Source organism: Chryseobacterium sp. CBo1 (assembly GCF_001693475.1).
GTDB classification, from domain to species: Bacteria; Bacteroidota; Bacteroidia; order Flavobacteriales; family Weeksellaceae; genus Chryseobacterium; species Chryseobacterium formosense.
This window is the reverse complement of sequence record NZ_MAUH01000011.1, coordinates 45,838-69,484: the sequence shown is the minus strand read 5'-3', so window position 1 is coordinate 69,484 and position 23,647 is coordinate 45,838. Positions and strand designations below refer to the sequence as shown.

Sequence of the window (23,647 nt, the reverse complement as noted above, 5' to 3'; positions counted from 1 at the left end):
TTTAAATTTTACAAATTCAGATTTATAAATAAGGAGAGGCATTGAGTAATAGAGTAAATCTCAAAATCTCAAACCTCAAATCTCAAATTAATTTAAAAATTATGTCATCAAATAAAAATAAAACAAGTCGTTTTAATAAAATAACCATCGGTTTAGCTTCTCCGGAGTCTATTTTACAGGACTCAAGAGGGGAGGTTCTTAAGCCGGAAACTATTAACTACAGAACGCACAAACCTGAAAGAGACGGTTTGTTCTGTGAAAAGATCTTCGGTCCTATTAAGGATTACGAATGTGCTTGTGGTAAATACAAGAGAATTCGTTACAAGGGGATCGTTTGTGACCGTTGTGGTGTAGAGGTTACGGAGAAAAAAGTACGTAGAGAGAGAATTGGGCATATCAATTTGGTTGTTCCTATTGCTCACATCTGGTATTTCCGTTCTTTACCAAACAAAATCGGTTACCTTTTAGGAATTCCTTCTAAGAAATTAGATATGATCATCTACTACGAAAGATATGTAGTGATTCAGCAGGGTATTGCTAAAAAATTAGACGGTTCTGATTTCGAAAACATGGAATTCTTAACAGAAGAAGAGTATCTTGATATCATGGAAACTCTTCCTGTAGAAAACCAATATCTTGACGATTCTGATCCAAACAAATTCATCGCTAAAATGGGTGCTGAAGCTGTTGAGGAATTATTAAAAAGAATCGATCTTGATGCATTGTCTTTCGACTTGAGACACAAAGCGCATAATGAAGGTTCAAAACAAAGAAGAACTGAAGCTCTGAAAAGATTGAACGTAGTAGAAGCATTAAGAGGTGCGAATACAAGAATGATCAACAGACCGGAGTGGATGATTATGCGTGTACTTCCAGTTATCCCGCCAGAATTAAGACCATTAGTTCCATTGGATGGTGGACGTTTCGCTACTTCCGATTTGAATGACCTTTACAGAAGAGTTATTATCAGAAACAACCGTTTGAAGAGATTATTGGAGATCAAAGCTCCGGAAGTAATCTTGAGAAACGAAAAGCGTATGCTTCAGGAATCAGTAGATTCGTTATTCGATAATACAAGAAAATCTTCTGCAGTAAAATCTGAATCAAACAGACCATTGAAATCACTTTCAGATTCATTGAAAGGTAAGCAGGGTCGTTTCCGTCAGAACTTATTGGGGAAAAGGGTAGATTACTCTGCGCGTTCGGTAATTGTTGTAGGTCCAAACTTGCAGCTTCACGAATGTGGTATTCCTAAAGATATGGCAGCTGAACTTTACAAACCGTTTATCATCAGAAAACTGATTGAAAGAGGAATTGTAAAAACAGTAAAATCTGCAAAGAGAATTATTGATAGAAAAGAACCTGTAGTTTATGATATCCTAGAAAACGTGATGAAAGGTCACCCTGTTCTATTGAACAGAGCACCTACACTTCACAGACTGGGTATTCAGGCTTTCCAACCTAAGATGATCGAAGGTAAGGCAATACAGCTGCACCCGTTGGTAACAACAGCATTCAACGCCGATTTCGACGGTGACCAGATGGCGGTACATTTACCATTAGGTCCTGAAGCAATCCTTGAAGCTCAGTTATTGATGTTGGGTTCTCAGAACATCTTGAACCCTGCAAACGGTTCTCCAATTACGGTACCTTCTCAGGACATGGTTCTTGGTCTTTATTTCATGACCAAAGAATTGTCTTCTACAGAAGATATGAAAGTAAAAGGGGAAGGTCTTGCATTCTATTCTCCTGAAGAAGCGGAAATCGCTTATGCTGAAGGCAGAGTATCATTAAATGCTAAAGTAAGATGTAGACTTCCTGTAAAAGAAGACGGTGAAATCGTTACAAGATTAATCGAAACTTCTGTTGGTAGAATTTTGTTCAACCAGATTGTACCTAAGCAGTCAGGATATATTAATGAGCTTTTAACTAAGAAATCATTAAGAAACGTTATCGGTAAGATCCTTGCTGATACAGATTTCCCTACAACGGTGAAGTTCTTGGATGCAATGAAAGACTTAGGGTATTCAAATGCATTCAAAGGAGGTCTTTCTTTCTCATTAGGTGACATTGTAGTTCCTGTTGAGAAAAAGCAGATGATTGCTTCATCTATTGAAACGGTAGACGAAATTAGAGCTAACTATAACATGGGTCTAATTACCGATACAGAACGTTATAACCAGGTAATCGACGTTTGGACAAACACCAACGCCGGATTAACTGAAATGATCATGAGCAGAATGAAAGTTGACCAAGGTGGATTCAATTCTGTGTATATGATGCTTGATTCCGGAGCGAGGGGTTCTAAGGAACAGATCCGTCAGTTATCAGGGATGAGAGGTTTGATGGCAAAACCGCAGAAAGCTGGTTCTACCGGTGCGGAGATCATCGAAAACCCGATCCTTGCAAACTTTAAGGAAGGTCTTTCCATCTTAGAATACTTTATCTCTACTCACGGTGCTCGTAAAGGTCTTGCGGATACCGCTCTTAAGACTGCCGATGCGGGTTACTTAACGAGAAGATTGGTAGACGTTGCACAGGATGTTATCGTTACAGAAGACGACTGTGGAACTTTAAGAGGTACAGAAGTTACTGCCCTTAAGAAAAATGATGAGATCGTTGAAAAAATCTCTGAAAGAATCTTAGGTAGAGTTTCTTTACATAATATCTACGATCCTGAAAGTGATGAATTAATCGCTGAAGCTGATCAGGTAATTACTGAACAATTAGCGAAGAGAATTGAAGAAGCAGGATTAGAAGCTGTTGAAGTACGTTCACCACTTACTTGTGAAACTAAAAAAGGTATCTGTGCTAAATGTTACGGTAGAAACTTAGCGACAGGTAAAATGATTCACATGGGTGAAGCAGTAGGTGTAATTGCAGCACAGTCAATTGGGGAACCGGGAACTCAGCTTACGTTGAGAACCTTCCACCAAGGGGGTACTGCAGGTAACGTTTCAGAAAACCCATCTATTGTTGCGAGAAGAGACGGTATCGTTGAAATGGATGAAGTAAGAACTATTACTTCTGAAGATGAAAACGGTAATACAGCTGAGGTTGTAGTTTCTCGTTCAACAGAATTCAGATTGGTTGCTGATAACGAAGCAAGAACTCCATTGATGGTTGCCAACGTTCCTTACGGTTCAATATTATCTGTAAAACCAGGTGATAAAGTGAAGAAAGGAGATACAATCTGTAGATGGGATGCTTATAACGCGGTAATCATTGCTGAAACTTCTGGTAAAGTAGAATACGAAGATATTATCCAAGGGGTTTCATTCCAGTTGGAAATTGACGAAGCTACAGGTTTCGAAGAAAAAGTAATCTCTGAATCTAGAAATAAGAAAGCGGTACCTACCCTGAAAGTAGTAGATTCTAAAGGTGTTGAACAAAAAGGTTACAACTTACCTGTAGGAGCCCACTTAATGGTTAATGACGGTGAAAAAATTAAGGCTGGTAAAGTCTTGATCAAAATCCCAAGAAAATCTGCAAAAGCAGGGGATATCACCGGAGGTCTTCCGAGAGTTACCGAATTATTCGAAGCAAGAAACCCTTCAAACCCGGCGGTTGTTACAGAAATCGATGGGGTAGTTTCTTACGGAAAAATCAAGAGAGGTAACAGAGAACTTATCGTTGAGGCTAAAACTGGTGAGAGAAAAATTTATTTAGTTAAATTATCAAACCAGATCTTGGTACAGGAGAATGACTTCGTAAGAGCTGGTTCGCCACTTTCTGACGGATCAATCACTCCGGAAGATATCTTGAGAATTAAAGGCCCAACTGCCGTTCAGGAATATTTAGTAAATGAAATTCAGGAAGTTTACCGTTTGCAAGGGGTAAAAATCGATGACAAACACTTCGAAATCATCGTAAGACAGATGATGACTAAGGTATCGATCGTTGATGGAGGTGATACTCAGTTCCTTGAAGGTGCTCTTGAACATAAATATGATTTCCTAGAAGAAAACAACAGAGTATTCGGTCTTAAAGTAGTTACTGAAGCTGGTGATTCGAAAGAATTCAAGCCAGGTCAGATGATCACTGCAAGAGAATTAAGAGACGAAAATTCTAAATTAAAGCGTGAAGATCAGGCTTTAGTTGAAGTAAGAGAAGCTTTACCTGCTACAGCAACACCTGTATTGCAAGGTATTACGAGAGCAGCTCTTCAGACCAAGTCGTTCATGTCTGCAGCATCGTTCCAGGAAACTACAAAAGTTCTGAACGAAGCAGCAGTTGCAGGTAAAATTGATGCATTGAATGGTCTTAAAGAAAATGTAATTGTAGGACACAGAATTCCTGCAGGTACAGGTCTTAAAGAGTATCAGAATGTAATCGTAGGTTCTAAGAAAGAATTCGAAGACTTAAACTAATATGAGTTTCGTGTTTCGGGATGCACATTTTGTATCCCGAATCACGCATCTCGAAGTAAAATAAATAAAAAATAATGTTCAGGCTTCAAAGTTTTTTTTATTTTTGAAACTTGAACTTTTTAAAACATTAAATAAGAAAAATGGACAATCAAAATCAAAACAACGATCCTAACAACATCAACATCCAACTTAACGAAATGGTAGCTTCTGGAGTTTACTGTAACCTAGCTTTGGTAAACCATTCTCCATCTGAGTTTGTTGTAGATTTCATCCAGTTAATGCCGGGTGTACAGCAAGCTAACGTAAGATCAAGAGTAATCTTGGCTCCGCTTCACGCTAAAAGAGTTTTAGAAGCTCTTAAGCAAAATGTTGCTAACTATGAGCAGCAGTTCGGAGAAATCAAAGAAGTTGAGCCTTTCGTATTAGGTGGGAACAACGTTAACGCATAAGATTTTCTTAAACATACAAAGGATGCCTCAGCGAAAGCTGGGGCATTTTCTTTTTTTAGTTTTTATTTAATAATATTATTATCAATCAATCATCCTATAAATGTAATTTTTTTAAAATAAAATGTAATACAGATTATTCAATTCTATATCTTTGTTTTTGGATATGATTCAACGATATGATAAGTAATCAGTTTATTTCAAATAAATTTGGTTTTCTTGGTGAAGATTTTTCAATTGAGCTTAAAAAACACGCAGTTTTAACGGATATTAAAGCGAAAACAGAAATCATCAGGGAAGGACAGAAAAATAAATTTGTCCCTTTTTTAATAAAGGGTTCCATAAGAGTCTTCTCTCTCAATGACGGAAGAGAGCTTATATATTATTACATCAGACCGAATGACAGCTGTCTGATGACATTCTCTTCTATTTTTTCTGATTATACAAGCAGAATCTACGCAGTGGCAGAAGAAGATTCTGAAGTTATTCTGATTCCTGTTTCTGTGGTACATGAATGGTTGATAAAATTTCCGCAGATCAACAGACTTTTTTATGGAGAATACGAAAAGCGTTTCGTTGATGTCATGAATATGGTGAACGATGCTGTTTTTCATAAGCTTGATAAAAGGGTATTGAACTATATTAGACAGCAAATTTCTGCTACCGGCAACAATCCGATTAAGCTTACTCACAGAGAAATTGCTAACCATTTGGGAACTTCAAGAGAGGTGGTGAGCCGAGTTTTGAAAAAAGTTGAAAATGAAGGAGAAATTTTTCAGACAAAAGAAGGGATAAAATTACCTGTAAATGAAAATGTTAGATTAAGCTAATAAATATTATTTAATACTTTTAACATCCCGATTGATAAAAACAATTCACTCGGTGACTTTTATCACCAAGTTTTAGAACGATAAGTCTATAAGTTTGTCATACGAATATTTAAAAAATTTGTGTATGACAAAAACTCTCCTTTTTTTGTCAGTATTTGCCTCAGGTTTTGCCTTTGCACAGGAAGACCTTTTGAAAGATATTGACACCATTCAAACAAAAAACACCGAAATTTCACCGCCCGCTTTTAAAGCACTTCAGATTGTCACGGGACAGTCTACAAAGCTTTCTGCCAAAAACGAATGGTACGTTGTAATAGCGCACCGTTTTGGGGATGTAAGCAAAGGATTCAAAGATTTCTTCGGATTAGATGATGCTTCTACCAAGTTGGGAGTAATTTATGGGATTACAGACGGCCTTTCTTTAAGTCTTTCCCGGGAAACCAATCTCAAAACTTTTGAAGGTGCTGCAAAGTATAAAATAGTAAAGCAAAGTGAAAACTTTCCTGTTGATGTTGTAGGATATAATGTCATGGCGATAAATACAGATCTCAGTACAGACAATTATCCGCACCTGAAGTTCGGGGATCGTCTTTCGTATCTTACTCAGGCTTTAATTTCGAGACGGTTTAATGAAAACTTTTCTCTGCAGTTAACGCCTTCTTATGTTCACAAAAATCTTTACGAACCCATGATTGAGGATAAAGATCAGTTCTTGGCAGGTTTGGGTGGCCGTTATAAGATTTCGAAAAGAATATCGATTAATGCAGAATATTTTGTGAATTTCGACAATCACAGTTTTTATAAAAATCCTCTGTCAATCGGGATGGATATAGAAACCGGGGGACACGTGTTCCAGCTTTTATTTACAAATTCCCAGCTGAATTCAGATATTGGTTATCTCACCAACGCTTCCGGAAAATGGGAGAAAGGGCAGATTTTCTTTGGGTTTAATCTTTATAGAGTTTTTTAATTATGAAAAAATTAATGTACATCATTTCATCGGCAACAGTATTCATTGCCTGTGAAAGCAGAACCTATGAAGAGATTTCAGACAAAACTCCGGTTGCGGAAGTGGTAACTTATAATAAAGATGTAAAGCCGATTATCGAAGCCAATTGTATCAGTTGTCATTCACCGGGAGGTCCGGCTTCTTTTCAGCCTTGGACAAGTTATAATCAGGTGAAAAATAATATTGATAAAATTATCGACAGAATAAACCGACCAACCGGAGATCCTCAGAAAATGCCTCAAGGCGGAAGTTTATCTCCATCACAAATATCAATCTTCACAAAATGGAAAGTCGATGGGCTCTCTGAAAATTAAAAGAATTAATATGAAAAATCTGATATTATTAATCGCCGCATTAGGTTTTGCAAATATTGTTTCGGCTCAGAAATATTCTACGAAAACAGGTAAAGTAACTTTTGAAGCTTCCGTACCTTTATTTGAAGATGTTTTTGCACAGGATGATAACAATGTTGCCATTATTAATGCAGACAATGGAGAATTTGCTTCTGTTTCTACAGTAAAGAATTTCCATTTTAAAGTGAAATTAATGGAAGAGCATTTTAACGAAAGCTATGCTGAAACTGCAAAATATCCGAAGACAACTTTCAAAGGGAAGATTGTCAATTTTGATAAAACCAAATTGACGGCATCTCCTCAGAAATATACGGTTCAGGGAACATTAAACTTTCATGGGGTAGATAAAGCAATGACTTCTACGGCTTCAATGTATACTAAAGATGGCAAAATTTATATGCAGGGAACATTCGTAGCAAGACCTGCAGATTTCAAAGTGACCATTCCTAAAATGGTTATGAAAAAAGTAGCTGAGAATGTAAATGTTGAGTATAATTATGTAATGTCGAAATCATGAAAAAAATATTATTTATTTTAAGTTTTATGCTGAGTTTTACCATGTTGACAGCTCAGGAAAAAACAAAATCTATTTTTGATGTTGCAAGAAACGGAACGGTGGCTGAAGTGAAAGATCTGATGAAGCAAAATCCGGATATTATCAATCAGACCAATGAAAACGGTTTTTCACCTTTGATTTTAGCTTGTTATAAAGGCAATGTTGAGGTGGGCGAATTCTTAATTGATCATGTAAAAGATGTGAATTATAAAAGTCAGGAAGGAACTGCTTTGGCAGGTCTCTCTGTGAAATATAATAAGAATCTGACGGAACGATTATTAGAGAAAAATGCCGATCCGAATATTGCAGATTCTACAGGATCTACACCACTATTCTGGGCGGTAAAATTTGGCAATAAAGAATTAGTGGAATTGCTGCTGAAATACAAAGCCGACAAATCTGTAAAAGATTTACAGGGAATGACACCTTTTGAATATGCACTACAAACAAACAATAAAGAAATCATCAATTTATTAAAAAATTAAAATGAAAAAAATTCTACTTACATTATCAATGGCTCTTGCAATTTCGTTGGGAGCTCAGTCTTTTTCCTCAGGAACAGTAAGCTTAGGTTCTACAGGAATGAGTGTGAAATTGGATACATCCTCTACTTTGGTAACGATTACCTTAACAGGTCCTGATACAACATTTTTAGGAATTGGTTTCGGAACGACGGGAATGGGTGCAGGATCAGACGGATTTGTTTATAATACAAATTCTACTACATCTGCCGGTTTAGATTATACATTTGGTGGCATCGGATCAATCTCTCCGGATCCGGTACAAAACTGGACGATGACTTCCAATACAACTTCTGCTGGTACAAGAACGGTTGTTGCGACAAGATCTCTTTCAGGAGGTACAGGCGACTTTGCTATTGCAAATGCAGCCGGAGTTATCAATATTTTTTATGCAAAAGGACCGGATTTGAATCTACAATATCACGGATCAAACAGAGGATATGCAACTTTAAATATGGCAGGGGTTTTAGGAACTAATGATTTGGCTTCAGAAAGCAAAAAAGTTTCTTTATATCCGAATCCTGCAAAAGAAGCTGTTTATTTCAAAAATTCCGATAAAATTAAATCGGTTGATATTTACGAATCTACCGGCAGAAAAGTAAGAACGGTTAAGGTTGACGGAGCAGATATTAATGTTTCAGATTTGCAATCAGGAAACTATTATCTCGAAATCACCTTGAAAGACGGTAGTTTATCTTATGAAAAACTTATCAAAGAATAATTTTTAGAAAGATTAATTTTATAATCCTGAGAACCTTGAGTTTTCAGGATTTTTAATTTTAAATATGAGTGAAAATATTTGAATAAATTTACAATCTGAAATTGCTGTTTTTATTCAGTTTAAAAAAAAGAATTGAGTAAAATGATCTTATTATGATAATTGACCACAAACAATACGACCTGTTCGGAAAACCTTTGGTACATAAGTTGGTTTTAAAATCACCTTTCAAATTTGATTTCCCGATCACAGACAATGCCTGCTTTCTGTATATGTTGGAAGGCGAAATGCAATACCGATTAGACGACGAAAAAATAAATCTTCCAGGCAAACATTCGTTGTTTCAGAATTGTATTAACTCTGATAAACAGATCAGTAATGATAGTACTGATCACAGCAATGAGATTGTAATTATCAATTTTCATCCTGATATACTCAAAAAGATTTACAACAGGGAACTTCCTTTGCTGCTTAAATCTCAAAAGAATATAATTTCTAATCAGTCTTTAGAACAAATTAACAATGATTTTTTAATTCAAAAATATATTGAAGGATTATTGTTTTACTTCGAAAACCCTTCTTTGGTAAATGAAGATATTTTGGTTCTGAAACTAAAGGAAATTATATTATTGCTCTCCCAGACACAAAATGTTAAGGCTATTCAGATTATTTTGTCGCAGCTTTTTTCTCCAACTACTTATACATTTAGACAAATTATCGAGGCTCATTTGTTTTCGTCAATTACCATTGAAGAACTTGCCAAGTATAACAATCTGAGTGTTTCTTCATTCAAAAGAGAATTTGCAAAACTGTACAATGATACTCCCGCCAATTATATAAAAACCAAAAAGCTTGAAAAAGCTGCCGAACTGCTCTCGGTTTCTCATGAACGTATTTCTGATATTGCTTTTGAATGCGGCTTTAATGATCTTGCCAACTTTACAAGAAGTTTCACCGAAAAGTATACGATCTCACCAACAAAATTTCGTTTGAACCAAAATGATAAATAATTGAGCTGATCTGCAAAAGTTTTTTTCTGAATCTGTTACAATTTTGTACTGTCAATAAAGACATTCAATTTTAAAACAAACATTCAAAAAAAAAATAAAAATGGGATTATCAGTTTTAGGAATTTTTCATACCATCATTGGCGTTGTTGCCATTGTATCAGCTTTAATATCATTCGTCAGATTCGGGAAAGTTAATTTAAATCACATTACAGGCAAATTATATTTTTATTTTACCATCATCACGTCAGTTACAGCTTTGGGAATTTCCAAACATGGCGGTTTCAATGTGGGTCACGCTCTTTCGTTAGTCATTTTAATTCTTATTTGCATTGCATTTTATCTTCATAGCAAAAAAGAAAGAAATAATAAAGCCCGTTATTTCGAAAACTTTCTGATGTCTTTCAGTTTTCTTTTGTCGATGCTTCCCACGGTAAATGAAACCCTTACAAGAGTTCCGGTAGGTCATCCTTTGGCTAAAGATATTAATGACCCTTTGATCGGGAAGACATTATTAGTAATTTTTATACTTTTTATCGCGGGTTCTGTTTATCAGATCGTTAAACAAATAAAAATCAATAAAACAGAAACGGAATCATTACATTTGGACGAGCTTTAAGCATCATATTTAAAATTATTTTAATCTTTTAAACTTTTGTGTGAAAACTGCACACAGTACCTTTGCAGAAAATTTTATCATGAAGCAAGGATTGCAATTTCTGCTGCTGATTTTATCATTAAATATTTTTGCTCAGAATAGTCATGTAGATACAGCTCAGGTGGTGGTTTCTGAGCGTTACAACAGTGTAGAGGCGCGGAATAAACCTTATGTGATTATGATTTCGACAGATGGTTTTCGGTATGATTATGCTAAAAAATATAATGCGAAAAATCTTCTGAAGTTGTCTAAAGATGGAGTTCAGGCGAAAGCAATGATTCCCAGTTATCCGAGTATTACGTTTCCGAATCACTGGACTTTAATTACCGGATTGTATCCTTCTCATCATGGTTTGGTCGATAATTTTTTCTACGATTATAAAAGAAATGAAGCATATGCAATGAGCAATCGCAAAAATGCAGAAGACGGCAGTTGGTACGGCGGAATCCCGTTATGGAGTCTTGCTGAAAAACAAAATATGATTAGCGCTTCTCTCCAGTGGGTGGGTTCCGCAAGTAATGCCGGAGGAATCAGACCGACTTATTACTATCCTTATCATGAAAAATTTACGCCTTCAGAAAAAGTGAGCAAAGTAATCAACTGGCTGAAACTTCCAGAAGATAAAAGACCACATTTCATTTCATTATATTTCCCAGAAGTTGACCGAGCCGGTCATCACTTCGGTCCTGAAGCTGGTGAAACGGAGGTTGCCGTTCAATTAATAGACAATGCGATCGGTGAATTGGTTCAGAAGGTAAAAGATTTAGGCTTAAAAAATGTAAATTTTATCTTCGTATCAGACCATGGAATGATAAAAGTCGATGGCGGAAATCCTCTTGAGATTCCTGAAATTCTTTTAGATAAAAACCGGTTCGATTTTTATAATTCCCAGACTTTATTGAGAGTGTATGTGAAAAATACTGATGAGGTAAAAAAGGTTTACAAAGAATTGAAAGCTTCCAAAACAGATGATTACGAAGTTTATTTAGATAAAAAGTTGCCGAAATATCTTCACTTTGCAACGAAAGATGATAAATACAACAGGATCGGACAGATTTTACTAATCCCGAAAGCTCCGAAAATATTTCTGGAAAAAGGAAAGAAAACATCTGTAGGAAAACATGGCTACAACCCAAGAATGGTTCCTGAAATGAAAACAACATTTTTGGCATGGGGATCGGAATTCAAAAATAATCTTGTGATTGACGAATTTGAAAATATTAATATTTATCCTTTAGTTGCTGAAATTTTAGGCTTAAAAATCACAGAGCCTGTTGATGGAAAATTAAAAATTTTAAAAGAAACGTTAAAGAAATAATTTAAAGAGTCACAAAGTGACGACTTACTGAAGGATAGGATAAAATTCTATCAACAAAATTGATATTGCAGTAAACAGTTTCGGCGAGCCAAAGGCTCGCCGAAAATTTTAAATTAAGCAAAACATATTAAGCATTAAATTTTTCCGCAAATTCTTTCGCAAAATCCTCCAACTTTACCTTACCATTCACGACAGAACCGTGCTCAATAAAATCTTTCTGCACAACACCCTTTCTTATTCCCAATCCCATTTCGGTATATAATTCTGCCATTTCCTTTGGTACTCCAGCCTGAAGCATTCCGTTTAAAGAGTCTTCATCTTTAAATTCTACCCATAGAAGCTGAGGTTTTCCAATCGCATTGCCAAAGGCTTTTGCAAAATCAGAAGCAGTGCGAACATCACTTACTATATATCTCACCTTTTTTCCTTCAGAATGCTTAACCAGTTCTTCAGCTGCAGCTTTTGCGATATCAATCGGATGAACTACTGGAATTGTGGCCGTTTCAGGAAAATTACTTCCGATAATTCCAGCATTTTTAATTAATGGAATATCATTAAAGAAATTGATGTAAAAATATCCTGCTCTCAAAAATGTTACAGAGCTATTTTCTAGTTCGTTATAAAATTTCTCGATGAAATGAAGCCCTCTGATAGGTCCGTTTTCAATAGGTGATTCTACACCGATGCTGCTCAGCATGACGATTCTTTTAACGCCGGTTTGTTTAATGGCCTCAGCGTAATTTTTTCCTGCATTAATAGTGTTTTCGACAATATTTGTTCCGCCCATGTTGGGAGGTGTCATTAGAAATACGGCATCTGCACCTTCAAAAGTTTTAACTAAAAAATCTAAGTCTGTGATAGAACCAATGGCAGCTTTTGCCCCTAAGTTTTCAATTTCATTTTTTTTAGAGTTGTTACTGCTGATTACAGTAATATCATGACCTTCTGCAATTAATTGTTGAGCAAGAGGTTTTGCTACGTTTCCTACTGAACCTGTGATTATAATTTTCATGTGTAAATATTTTTTATTTCCGAGAACAAAGGTATATTTGTACTTACTTTTATACAAGTACTTACCCTAAAGTATGTATTATGACAGCAATTAAAGAAAGCTCTACGATTCAGCAGAACAAAAAATATGCGCTCGACCTTTGTCCTGTAACTTATGTTATGGAGAAAATCGGTGGATACTGGAAGCCTATTATTTTGTACCATCTTTCGACGAACGATAAAAGATACAGTGAATTGAAACGTGCAATTCCTGCAATTACAGAAAAAATGCTTATTCAGCATCTGAAGCAATTAGAAAATGATGGCTTGGTGATCAGAACTGCAAAACCTGTTGTTCCGCCTCATGTTACCTACAATTTAAGCGAATCCGGAAAAGGGTTAATTCCTGTTATTCATGCAATGGCAGAATGGGCATTTAAAGAAATGGAGGGAAATTTTAAGTAACTGTTTTCAATTAAACACAGAATAAAAAAGGCTCTCCAAAAAATGAAGAGTCTTTCTTATAATTAAATTTGAGATTACAAAGATTTCATATCAATTACAAAACGATATCTCACATCGCTTTTCAGCATTCTTTCATACGCATCGTTGATGTCCTGCATTTTAATCATTTCAATTTCCGAAACAATATTATGTTCACCACAGAAATCAAGCATTTCCTGAGTTTCGGCAATCCCGCCAATCACTGATCCTGCAACCGATTTTCTTCCCATAATCATGGGTGGAGTAAATAAAGAATCTTCCATTTTACCGATAAATCCTACCAAAACGTGAGTTCCGTTGATATTTAAAGTCGAAATGTAAGGATTTACATCATGATCGTAAGGAACTGTGTCGATAATCAGATCGAACTTACCTTTTACAGAGTCCATTTGCGAATGATCTGTAGAAATAACAACATGATCTGCTCCCAATTTTTTAGCATCTTCAGTTTTACCGGGAGTTCTTGAGAATAAAGTTACTTCAGCACCCAAACCTTTTGCAAGTTTGATTGCCATATGTCCCAATCCACCTAAACCAACAACTGCCACTTTGGAACCTGGCCCAACTTTCCAGTGTCTTAAAGGTGACCAGGTCGTAATTCCTGCACAAAGAAGAGGTGCAACTGCTGCCAAGTCTAGATTTGCCGGAATTTTTAAAACGTGACCTGCATCTACAACCACCTTCTGAGAATAGCCACCAAAAGTATGACCACCTAAATGTTTATCCTGTCCGTTATAAGTTCCTGTAAATCCGTTTAGGCAATATTGCTCAAGATCCTGCTTACAGCTGTCACAAGTTCCGCAAGAATCGACAATACATCCGACTCCCGCAAGATCACCAACTTTGAATTTTGAAACTTCGCTTCCTATTTTTGTAATTTTTCCGATAATTTCGTGTCCCGGAACTGCAGGATATTTGGTTCCGCCCCAATCATTTCTTGCCGTATGAAGATCAGAGTGGCAAACTCCGCAATACAGGATTTCGATTTCAACATCGTTTGATGTTACTTCTCTTCTGTCAATATTCATTTCTGCTAAATCGGCAGTTGTAGATTCTGCTCCGAAAGCTTTTACTGTGAATGTGTCCATATTTTTTAATTTAGTTTGATATTATAATATTTCCATTTTTCAAAAATAGTTATCTGTAATCAGTCATCATTTGAAAAGTTCGTGTTCTTTGCTGAGTGAAATCGAGGATTCGACGAAGTCAAACGGCTTCGCGAACGAAAAATATTTTCAAACATTGAAAAAAACTTGCGTTCTTTGCCTTAATAGCAAATGTTATAACTAAAGAACAGATCATCAATTTTCTGATACAAAAGTCGATAGTTTAAATGTAAAAATACTTATATAAATTACAGAATCATTTACCAATTTTACTTACACCGAAGAATTGTAGATAGGAAATCGGTAATTTTGAATTAAAATTAAAAAATTTACTTCATGAAAAATCAGGAAGTTGAAATATTCAACAGCGTTTCGGAATACAATAAAATGCTGAAGCACGAAACATTGCACCCGATGGTAAGTGTGGTAGATTTTTCTAAATCTGATCCTATTTGTCAGCATATAAGACAGTTCGGTTTTTATACTGTTTTTCTGAAAGATGTAATGTGTGGCGATATGCAGTACGGAAAGCACAGCTATGATTATCAGGAAGGAACTTTGGTTTTCATTGCTCCAGGACAGACTTACGGAATTTATAATGCAGATACTTACATTCAGCCTGCAGGTTTTGCTCTGATCTTTCATCCAGATTTATTGAAAGGAACTAATTTGGGCAAAAACATCAGAAACTACAATTTCTTTTCTTACGATGTTCATGAAGCATTGCACCTCTCAGAAAAAGAAAGAGAAATTATTCTGGAATGTTTTAAAAATATAAAGCTTGAGCTCGAACAGGCTATTGATAAACATAGTAAATCATTAATTGTTAACAATATTGAGTTATTTCTGAATTACTGCATGCGTTTCTACGACCGTCAGTTTATCACAAGAGATCACATTAATCAGAATTTTATAGGAAAGTTTGAAAAATCACTGGATGATTATCTGAAATCTGACAAACCTAAAAGCCTGGGCTTTCCGATGGTCAATTATTTTGCGGAACAGCTTAATCTGTCTGCGAATTATTTTGGTGATCTGATCAAAAAAGAGCTTGGAATTTCTGCTCAGGAATATATTCATAACAAGCTTATCGATGTGGCAAAAGATCAGATTTTTGATGCATCAAAATCCATCAGTGAAATTTCTTATGATCTGGGTTTTAAATATCCACAGCATTTTACAAGATTATTCAAAAGTAAAGTAGGGGTTTCGCCAAGTGAATTTAAATCATTGAATTAATTTTAAATACAAAAACAAAATTTGTAAATTGTATTCATAAATCATCTTCAAGCTTATGCTTCAAGCCAATGACTGCAAATCAAAATAATAATACCCATATTTTTCATACCGCTTTCGGGAAAATTTTAGCAGTAAAAGAAAACGGAATTTTAAAAGCTAAAAACATTCGTTATGCCTATTCTGAAAGATTCAAAAAACCGATTGCTGTTAAGCCATCAGATTCGGAAATCATCTTTCCTGAAAAAACGCCGGTTTGTCCCCAAAATATAAGTCCGCTCTTAGAAAAGATGATTGGAAAAACCAATTTGGATAATTTTGAAATTGATGAGTCTCCACAATATATTTCAATTTTCAGGCCTCAAAATTTTAATGAAAACCAGAAACTTTCTGTTATTGTCTGGATTCATGGTGGTTCATATGAAATTGGCTGTGGCGATCTTTCTACGGCCGATCCCACAGATTGGGTAAAAGAACAGAATATTATTATAGTTACAGTCTCTTATCGTTTAGGGATTTTCGGTTTTTTGGGCGGAACTGAAGAAAGACCAGCTAATTTAGGTTTGTTTGATCTGATTGAAGCTTTAAAGTGGATTAAAAATAATATTTCTGCTTTCGCTGGAGACTCAGAGAATATTACACTTTTTGGGCAGTCTTCGGGTGGTGATGCCATTGCCCATCTCATGATTTCGGATGATACACAGGGATTATTCAAAAGAGTTATTATTCACAGCGCGCCTTTAGGTTTAAGAAAAAACCGCCAGAAAATGGCTGCTGAATTTTTGAATAGTACCAAAATGTATAATGGAAAATCGGATATTTTAGAAATCATAGAAACTTACAAGAATTTTGTTCCGTCGTTTTTTAAATATGGCTTAAAAGCTGCAATGCCTTTCGGAACTCAATATGGTTTCCCTCCTTTATGCAATGAAAATGAAGTTGAAGAAAAATGGAGAGAAAACGCAGGAAATGTTGATGTACTGATAGGTCTAAATGATGAAGAAACTTCTTTTTACCTGAAAGCATCCGAAACTTTAAATAAATATATTCCGAAAAAAATTCTCAACAAAGCCATTCGAGCAACAACTGAAATAATCTACGGAAAACCGGCAAAAGATTTCGCTGAAAATTATGCTGAAGCAGGGGGAAATGTTTACTTATTCAGAATTCATCCTCGTCTTAAAGCAATGAATCATTTTTTAGGAGCTCATGCTATAGATCTACCTTTTATTTTTGGTAATGAATCTGCCTGGAAAAATGCCGGAATTTTAAAAAATATTCCATGGAAATATATTGAAGAAAATGGCAAAAAGCTAAGAAAAATTTGGACAGAATTCGCAATAAATGGAAGCATTTCCGATGTATCTGAAAGACCTGAAATTCTCGAAGTTTCTAAAGTCTAATTCTCTATGAAGAAAATAAAAATCGGCTCAATCTCCTAAATCTGCGAGAGAAACATTAATCAATTTTATTTGATTATTTGTCATTACGTAGGAATCTCGATTGTTATTGTAAAGCTATGCTTAGATTCCACGCTCCACTGAGTTTCGCTCTGAAAGACAAACTTTGTGGATACTTTTTAAACAGTCTCTTTGTCATTTCGACGAAGGAGAAATCTATAATTTAAAATCGAAAAGAGATTCTTCACTCCGCTTCACTCCTTCAGAATGACAAACTAAACGCAAAGATTGTCTCAATCTAAACCTCAACCTTACCCTCAAAACTATTTAGAACCATTCAAAATATGACGAAAGTCATAAAAATTTTGCCACTTCCCAAATTCTTTTTAAATTTACACCTAACAAATGTTAGTTAGTTATGGGTGTGGATTTTTCAGTTGAATACTTACAGCTCGACCAATTGAGAAAACTCCAGTCGGAAAGATTGGTGAATTTGGTCAGTTATCTTGAGGAGAAGTCGGATTTTTATAAAGGAAAATTTGATGAATTAGAAATATCAACTGGGGAAATAAGGACAATTGAAGATATTTCAAAGCTACCGATCACATACAAACAGGATTTAAGAGACAATTATCCGTTCGGATTATTCACGGTTCCAAAAAATGAACTACAGAGAATTCATTGTTCAAGCGGAACAACGGGAAAACCAACGGTTGTAGGATATACAAAAGAAGATGTTGATCTATTCAGCGAAGTTGTTGCAAGATCTTTGAATGCGGCCGGAGCAAAACCGGGAATGCAGTTGCATAACGCGTACGGTTACGGAATTTTCACAGGCGGACTTGGACTTCATTATGGAGCTGAAAAATTAGGAATGAGCGTTCTTCCGATTTCGGGAGGAATGACTTCAAGACAGGTTGACCTGATTATGGATTTTAAACCGGAAGTTATTTGTTGTTCGCCTTCTTATGCTTTAACAATCGCTGATGAATTTGCTAAAAGAGGAATCTCGGCAGACGAAATCAGTTTAAAATATGCCGTTTTAGGTTCTGAACCTTGGACGGAGATTATCAGACATCATATTGAAGAAAAATTGGGCGTTCATGCTACCAATATTTATGGTTTAAGTGAAATTATCGGTCCCGGAGTTTCGATGGAGGATTTTGAGGAAAAAGGTGGTTCTTACATTTGGGAAGATCATTTTTATCCTGAAATTTTAGATCCGGTTACAAAACAGCCGGTTCCTTTCGGGGAAGAAGGCGTTTTGGTGATTACGACTTTAACGAAAAAAGCAATGCCGCTTTTACGTTATTGGACCAACGATATCACAAGTCTTTACTATGAACAAAACTCAAAAAGAACAATGGTTAAAATGAAACCAATTCTTGGAAGAGCCGATGATATGCTGATTGTAAGAGGTGTCAATGTTTATCCAAGCCAGATTGAAGAAGCATTTTCTCATGTGGAAGGTGTGGTACCGAATTATTATTTAACCCCGATTGAGAAAGAACAAATGTGTGTTGCCCTTGATATTGATCTGGAAATTGATGATGAATTTGTGAAAGCCAAACAAATTGAAATTAATACCGATGATTATGCTATTTTTGTCGGAAACTTTGGAAAAAGTATAGAAAACGAAATAAAAAAACGAGTAGGAATCACCACGAAAGTGAAAATTCATGCTCAGGACAGTTTGCCTAAGTGCGAAGGTGGAAAAATTAATAGAATACTAAAAACAAAATGAATTCATTTTATAAATTAAAAACGGTAAGAGTTCAGAAAGATACCAACGATGCTGTGAATGTAGCCGTTGAAATTCCTGAGGAGCTGAAGGATAAATTCAGGTTCAAGCAGGGACAGTATCTTAACTTCCGAATGATGATCGACGGAAACGAAGAGAGACGTTCTTATTCTATCTGCAATGCTCCGAGTGAAAAAAGCAACACGCTGGAAGTATTGGTTAAGCTTTTAGAAAACGGAAAAGTTTCAGGTTATTTCAATGAGCATCTTCACATGGACGAAATCCTTGAAGTGATGCCTCCAATGGGCGGTTTCAATACGTCTTATCATCCGACAAACGTGAAAACTTACGTTGGTTTGGCTGCAGGAAGCGGAATTTCTCCCGTTTTATCAAATATTAAAGAAAGTCTTTATCAGGAACCTAATTCTAATGCCTATTTATTCTACAGCAACAGAAGCATGAATCATGTGATGAAAAAGGCTGAGATTGATAAATTGGTTGAAACTTTTAACGGAAGACTGAAAGTTGTTTATTTAGTAAGCCGTGAGCAGCATGAAGATCCGATTTTCGAAGGAAGAATTTCTCCTGAAAAATTAAATCAGCTGTTTGAAAGATATACAGATATTGATGTTAAAGAATCTACATTCTTTATTTGTGGACCTGCAGAGATGATAAAAGGGATCGCAGATTATTTAAAGAAAGAGAAAAAAGTACCTGCCATTCAGGTTTTATTTGAATATTTCACTGCTCCTGACGAAGAAAATTCTGAAGAAATGAGCGATGAATTCAAGGCAATTGCTAATTTGGAAAGTATGGTAACGGTAATCATTGATGATGATGAATATTCGTTCCACTTGAATTCAAAAAAAGAGAGTATCTTAGATAAAGCATTGAAAGACAATCTTCCTGTACCTTTTGCGTGCAAAGGAGGAGTTTGTTGTACGTGTAAAGCCGAAGTTTTAGAAGGTGAAGTTTTCATGGAGAAAAACTACGCGCTTACCGAAGACGAAGTAGCCAGAGGTTACGTTCTGACGTGTCAATGTCATCCGACAACGAATGTGGTGATGCTTAATTATGATGTATAATTAAATTAATGTAACAATATATCAATTTACCAGTGTAATAATCATTGGTACATTGTTAGACTGATACATTGCTAAATTGGAAAAATTATGGATTTAGAAAAATTTGTACAATACGTACACGACGAAAATAAAGTGGAACCAAAAGATGTAATGCCAGATGATTACAGAAAATTACTGGTTCGTCAGATTTCACAGCACGCCCATTCTGAGATTGTCGGAATGTTGCCGGAAGCCAACTGGATTTCCAGAGCTCCTTCTTTGAGAAGAAAAATGGCTCTTTTGGCTAAAGTTCAGGATGAAGCAGGTCACGGTTTATACTTGTATTCTGCGACTGAAACCTTAGGAAACGGAACTATCAGAGCGGATAGAGATGCGACTTACGATGACATGTTGGAAGGAAAAGCAAAATATTCAAGTATTTTCAATTATCCGACGTTAAGTTGGGCAGATATCGGAGCGATCGGTTGGTTGGTTGACGGAGCTGCGATTATGAACCAGGTAATGTTGATGGGAAATTCTTATGGTCCTTATTCAAGAGCGATGGTGAAAATCTGTAAAGAAGAATCTTTCCACCAAAGACAGGGCTATGAGATTTTAATGGCGCTTTGCCGTGGTACAAAACAGCAGAAAGAAATGGCTCAAGCTTCGCTAAACCGTTTTTGGTGGCCTGCTTTAATGATGTTTGGCCCCAATGACGACAGTTCGCCAAACTCTAAAATCTCTATGAATTACAGAGTAAAAAGAGAAAGTAACGACAGTCTTCGTCAGAGATTTATTGATGTTACGGTTTCTCAGGCTGAATTTTTAGGATTAACCATTCCAGATAAAGATTTAAAATGGAATGAGGAAAGACAGCATTACGATTTCGGAGAACTTCCTTGGGATGAATTCATGGAAATCTTAAAAGGAAACGGACCTTGCAACAAGAAAAGATTACAGACAAAAGTAAAAGCACAACAGGAAAACCTTTGGGTAAAAGAAGCGGCGATTGCTTTTGCGGAGAAACAACAAAAAGAAGTAATATAATATTTAATTTAAACCATTAAGATTTTGTTTAGGAGTTTAGTTTAATTAAGATAAATCATTCTGATTTTAGATCTAAAAGCGAAGCTAAACTTAATATTCTTAACAACTTAATTGTCCTTAATGGTTCAAAAATTAAAGTTTAAAAAATAATTCAAAATCTAAAATTTAGAATTTAAAAATTAAAATTTGACTATGGCAAATTTAGATATGTGGGAAGTGTTTATTCAGACTAAACCGGGATTATCTCACAAACACGTTGGAATTGTACAGGCACCAACAGCAGAAATGGCTTTGCAGAACGCAAGAGACGTTTATACTAGAAGAAAAGAAGGAACTTCTGTTTGGGTGGTTCCAAGTAAATATATCGTGACTTCGGAAGGAATTGATAAAGAAGCATTCTTCGATCCGGCTGATGACAAATTGTACCGTCACCCGACCTTCTACGATATTCCAAACGATGTAAAAAATATGTAAAACAGCTCTTGGCTGTTAGTTTCTCGCAATTTGCAAAAAAGCTAAACGCCAAAAGCCAAAAGCTAAAGTAATGAACCCATTATATAATTATTTATTAAAACTAGCGGACGATAGTTTCATCATGGGACAGCGTTTGTCTGCGTGGTGCGGAGAAGGCCCTTATTTAGAGGAGGATATTGCATTGACAAACATCGCGTTGGATGAACTTGGTCAGGCGAATAACTTTTACGTTTACGCTTCAAGAGTGATTGATAACGGTAAAAGCGAAGATGATTTAGCATTTTTAAGATATGAACACGAATACGTAAACGCACATTGGGTTGAGCTTCCGAATGAAGATTATGCGCAGACGATTCTTAAAGTGTATGTTTTCGCCGTATACCAGAAATTAATGTACGAAGCATTATCCAATTCTGCTAATGAAGAACTTTCTGCTCTTGCTCAAAAATCTTTGAAAGAAGTAAGGTATCACTATACTCACGCTTCTTCTTGGATGAAAATCTTTGCTCAAGGAACAGAAGAAAGTAAATCTCGTCTGGTAAAAGCAATTGAAAATATCTGGGAATATTCAAAAGGATTATTCGCAATAGTGGAAGGAGAAGATGATTTAATTGCTTTAAACATCGCTCCAAATGTTGACGCTCTTTATGAAGATTTTCTTTCTATTACACAAAAAGATTTTGAAGATTTCGGTTTAGAATATCCTGCGAATCCTTTCATGCAACCAAAATCAAGAACAGGATATCACACAGAATATTTCGGATTTATGCTTTGTGAATTACAGTATATGCAGAGAGCATATCCGGGTTGTACTTGGTAATTTTTTTGGATTTTGCTTAGTGAAACGCCTTTGCGAACTTAAAAACAGTTAGTAGTCAAAAAAATCTTAGTGCACTTTGCGTTAAAAAAAATCAGATTAAAAAAGATTGAAAAATCCTTTAGAAATATTAGAATTAGTTCCCGACCCGGAAATTCCGGTAATCAATATCGTGGAATTAGGCATTGTAAGAGAAGCAAAAGTTACCAGCGAGAATTCTTGTGAAGTAACGATTACGCCGACTTATTCTGCCTGTCCCGCTATGTTTACTATTGAGGAAGACATCATGAAAATCATGAAAGAAAACGGTTGGGATGCGAAAGTAGTCACCAAAATGTTTCCGATTTGGACAACAGACTGGCTGACGGATGAAGCGAGAGAAAAACTTCGTGTTTACGGAATTTCACCTCCCGAAAAAGGAGCCGACGAACATCACATCGGGAAACCGAAAAAATGTCCGCGTTGTGGTTCTATGAATTCAAAACAGATCAGCAGATTCGGGTCTACATTATGTAAGGCTTCTTATCAGTGTTTAGACTGTTTAGAGCCTTTTGACTATTTTAAGTGCCATTAAAAAATTTGAAAATGTGCTAATTTGAAAATGAGTAAATTAGTAGTGAAATCAGAATTTTCAAATTGACTATTTTTTCAAATTAAAAAATTAATACTATGTACACACAACTCGATATTGAATCGCATTTTGACGGAAAGCTGAAAATTGCTTATCTGAATCAGCCGGACACAATGAACGCGCTTACCAAGCCATCTTTATCAGATTTAAAAGACTTTGTTAAAGAATGCAGTGAAGATCCTACTATAAGATGCGTGGCAATTTCTGGAAGAGGAAGAGCCTTTTGTTCCGGTCAGAATTTAGATGATGCTTTCGTTCAGGGTAACGATCATCATGACGATGACATTATCAGAAGAATTGTAACCGATTATTACAATCCTTTGGTGCTTGAAATTACCCGTTGCAAAAAACCTGTTGTTGCATTGGTAAATGGTCCTGCAGTGGGAGCGGGTGCGATGTTGGCATTGATTTGTGACTTTGTTTTGGCTTCAAATAAAGCATATTTCGCTCAGGCATTTTCAAATATCGGATTAATTCCGGATACAGGAGGAACCTATTTCTTGCCTAAATTATTGGGAAGACAATTGGCGAATTATTTAGCATTTACAGGAAAAAAATTATCTGCTGAAGAATCAAAATCATACGGCTTAGTTGCTGAGGTTTTCTCTGAAGAAGAATTTAATTCTAAATCAATGGAAATTTTAGAAAAGACATCAAATATGCCAACTGTTGGTTTAAAATTAACCAAAAAAGCATTCGCCGCTTCATACAACAATACACTGAAAGAGCAATTGGAATTGGAAGGAGACCTACAGCAGGAAGCTGCTGAAACGGAAGATTTCAAAGAAGGGGTAAGTGCCTTTTTAGGAAAAAGAAAACCTGATTATAAAGGAAAATAATATTATAGAATT

The 23,647-nt window shown here is 35.7% G+C and carries 23 protein-coding genes; 21 read left to right on the top strand and 2 right to left on the bottom strand.

Annotated features, from left to right (window positions below):
- Positions 1-101 precede the first annotated feature (101 nt).
- From rpoC to BA768_RS08425, 11 genes are all read left to right on the top strand, one after another.
- Complete coding sequence (gene rpoC / locus BA768_RS08475; RefSeq protein WP_034679167.1) at positions 102-4,370, top strand: DNA-directed RNA polymerase subunit beta'; 4,269 nt, start codon at positions 102-104, stop codon at positions 4,368-4,370.
- A 140-nt stretch (positions 4,371-4,510) separates the two neighbouring features.
- Entirely contained in the window at positions 4,511-4,819 is a 309-nt protein-coding gene (locus BA768_RS08470) for a DUF3467 domain-containing protein (protein WP_034679169.1), read from the top strand.
- 176 nt (positions 4,820-4,995) lie between these two features.
- A complete protein-coding gene (locus tag BA768_RS08465; RefSeq protein WP_065720392.1) occupies positions 4,996-5,646 on the top strand; it encodes a Crp/Fnr family transcriptional regulator in 651 nt (216 codons plus the stop codon).
- Positions 5,647-5,770: 124 nt separating this feature from the next.
- Positions 5,771-6,616, top strand: a complete 846-nt coding sequence (locus BA768_RS08460) for a DUF5777 family beta-barrel protein (protein ID WP_065720391.1) — start codon at positions 5,771-5,773, stop codon at positions 6,614-6,616.
- A 2-nt stretch (positions 6,617-6,618) separates the two neighbouring features.
- Complete coding sequence (locus tag BA768_RS08455; protein ID WP_065720390.1) at positions 6,619-6,969, top strand: hypothetical protein; 351 nt, start codon at positions 6,619-6,621, stop codon at positions 6,967-6,969.
- Positions 6,970-6,979: 10 nt separating this feature from the next.
- Entirely contained in the window at positions 6,980-7,525 is a 546-nt protein-coding gene (locus BA768_RS08450; RefSeq protein ID WP_065720415.1) for a YceI family protein, read from the top strand.
- A complete protein-coding gene (locus BA768_RS08445) occupies positions 7,522-8,049 on the top strand; it encodes an ankyrin repeat domain-containing protein (protein ID WP_065720389.1) in 528 nt (175 codons plus the stop codon). The genes BA768_RS08450 and BA768_RS08445 overlap by 4 nt, the downstream gene beginning before the upstream one ends.
- 1 nt (position 8,050) lies before the next feature.
- Positions 8,051-8,806, top strand: coding sequence for a T9SS type A sorting domain-containing protein (locus BA768_RS08440; RefSeq protein ID WP_065720388.1), 756 nt, complete (start codon positions 8,051-8,053; stop codon positions 8,804-8,806).
- A gap of 152 nt (positions 8,807-8,958) precedes the next feature.
- On the top strand, positions 8,959-9,813 hold the full coding sequence (locus BA768_RS08435; protein WP_065720387.1) for a helix-turn-helix domain-containing protein: 855 nt from the start codon (positions 8,959-8,961) through the stop codon (positions 9,811-9,813).
- A gap of 100 nt (positions 9,814-9,913) precedes the next feature.
- Positions 9,914-10,429: a hypothetical protein gene (locus BA768_RS08430; protein WP_065720386.1), complete on the top strand. Its 516-nt coding sequence runs from the start codon at positions 9,914-9,916 to the stop codon at positions 10,427-10,429.
- Positions 10,430-10,469: 40 nt separating this feature from the next.
- The gene (locus BA768_RS08425; protein WP_228388347.1) at positions 10,470-11,786 is read left to right on the top strand and encodes an ectonucleotide pyrophosphatase/phosphodiesterase; all 1,317 of its coding nucleotides are present in this window, start codon (positions 10,470-10,472) and stop codon (positions 11,784-11,786) included.
- A gap of 127 nt (positions 11,787-11,913) precedes the next feature.
- Here BA768_RS08425 and BA768_RS08420 read toward each other — a convergent pair whose 3' ends face one another.
- Positions 11,914-12,798, bottom strand: coding sequence for an NAD(P)H-binding protein (locus BA768_RS08420; protein WP_065720384.1), 885 nt, complete (start codon positions 12,796-12,798; stop codon positions 11,914-11,916).
- Positions 12,799-12,878: 80 nt separating this feature from the next.
- Here BA768_RS08420 and BA768_RS08415 point away from each other — a divergent pair, with 80 nt between their 5' ends.
- A complete protein-coding gene (locus BA768_RS08415; RefSeq protein WP_065720383.1) occupies positions 12,879-13,241 on the top strand; it encodes a winged helix-turn-helix transcriptional regulator in 363 nt (120 codons plus the stop codon).
- Positions 13,242-13,315: 74 nt separating this feature from the next.
- Here the strand turns inward: BA768_RS08415 and BA768_RS08410 are convergent, their stop codons facing one another.
- Positions 13,316-14,368 (bottom strand): NAD(P)-dependent alcohol dehydrogenase, encoded by a 1,053-nt coding sequence (locus tag BA768_RS08410; RefSeq protein ID WP_065720382.1) that lies wholly within the window; start codon positions 14,366-14,368, stop codon positions 13,316-13,318.
- Positions 14,369-14,722: 354 nt separating this feature from the next.
- On the opposite strand from BA768_RS08410, the gene BA768_RS08405 reads away from it, so the two are divergent.
- The 9 genes from BA768_RS08405 to BA768_RS08365 all read left to right on the top strand — a co-directional run bounded on the left by BA768_RS08405 (position 14,723) and on the right by BA768_RS08365 (position 23,635).
- On the top strand, positions 14,723-15,625 hold the full coding sequence (locus BA768_RS08405; RefSeq protein ID WP_065720381.1) for a helix-turn-helix domain-containing protein: 903 nt from the start codon (positions 14,723-14,725) through the stop codon (positions 15,623-15,625).
- A 68-nt stretch (positions 15,626-15,693) separates the two neighbouring features.
- Positions 15,694-17,025, top strand: coding sequence for a carboxylesterase family protein (locus BA768_RS08400; RefSeq protein WP_065720380.1), 1,332 nt, complete (start codon positions 15,694-15,696; stop codon positions 17,023-17,025).
- Positions 17,026-17,446: 421 nt separating this feature from the next.
- Positions 17,447-18,766: a phenylacetate--CoA ligase family protein gene (locus tag BA768_RS08395; protein WP_083206613.1), complete on the top strand. Its 1,320-nt coding sequence runs from the start codon at positions 17,447-17,449 to the stop codon at positions 18,764-18,766.
- Positions 18,763-19,848 (top strand): 2Fe-2S iron-sulfur cluster-binding protein, encoded by a 1,086-nt coding sequence (locus tag BA768_RS08390; protein WP_065720378.1) that lies wholly within the window; start codon positions 18,763-18,765, stop codon positions 19,846-19,848. The genes BA768_RS08395 and BA768_RS08390 overlap by 4 nt, the downstream gene beginning before the upstream one ends.
- A gap of 87 nt (positions 19,849-19,935) precedes the next feature.
- Positions 19,936-20,874: a 1,2-phenylacetyl-CoA epoxidase subunit PaaA gene (gene paaA, locus BA768_RS08385; protein WP_034679304.1), complete on the top strand. Its 939-nt coding sequence runs from the start codon at positions 19,936-19,938 to the stop codon at positions 20,872-20,874.
- A 192-nt stretch (positions 20,875-21,066) separates the two neighbouring features.
- Positions 21,067-21,348: a 1,2-phenylacetyl-CoA epoxidase subunit PaaB gene (gene paaB / locus BA768_RS08380; RefSeq protein WP_034679196.1), complete on the top strand. Its 282-nt coding sequence runs from the start codon at positions 21,067-21,069 to the stop codon at positions 21,346-21,348.
- A 28-nt stretch (positions 21,349-21,376) separates the two neighbouring features.
- Complete coding sequence (paaC, locus tag BA768_RS08375; protein ID WP_228388350.1) at positions 21,377-22,168, top strand: 1,2-phenylacetyl-CoA epoxidase subunit PaaC; 792 nt, start codon at positions 21,377-21,379, stop codon at positions 22,166-22,168.
- 106 nt (positions 22,169-22,274) lie between these two features.
- Positions 22,275-22,739: a 1,2-phenylacetyl-CoA epoxidase subunit PaaD gene (gene paaD, locus BA768_RS08370; RefSeq protein WP_034679200.1), complete on the top strand. Its 465-nt coding sequence runs from the start codon at positions 22,275-22,277 to the stop codon at positions 22,737-22,739.
- A 95-nt stretch (positions 22,740-22,834) separates the two neighbouring features.
- Positions 22,835-23,635, top strand: coding sequence for an enoyl-CoA hydratase-related protein (locus BA768_RS08365; protein WP_065720376.1), 801 nt, complete (start codon positions 22,835-22,837; stop codon positions 23,633-23,635).
- The last annotated feature ends 12 nt before the right edge of the window (positions 23,636-23,647 follow it).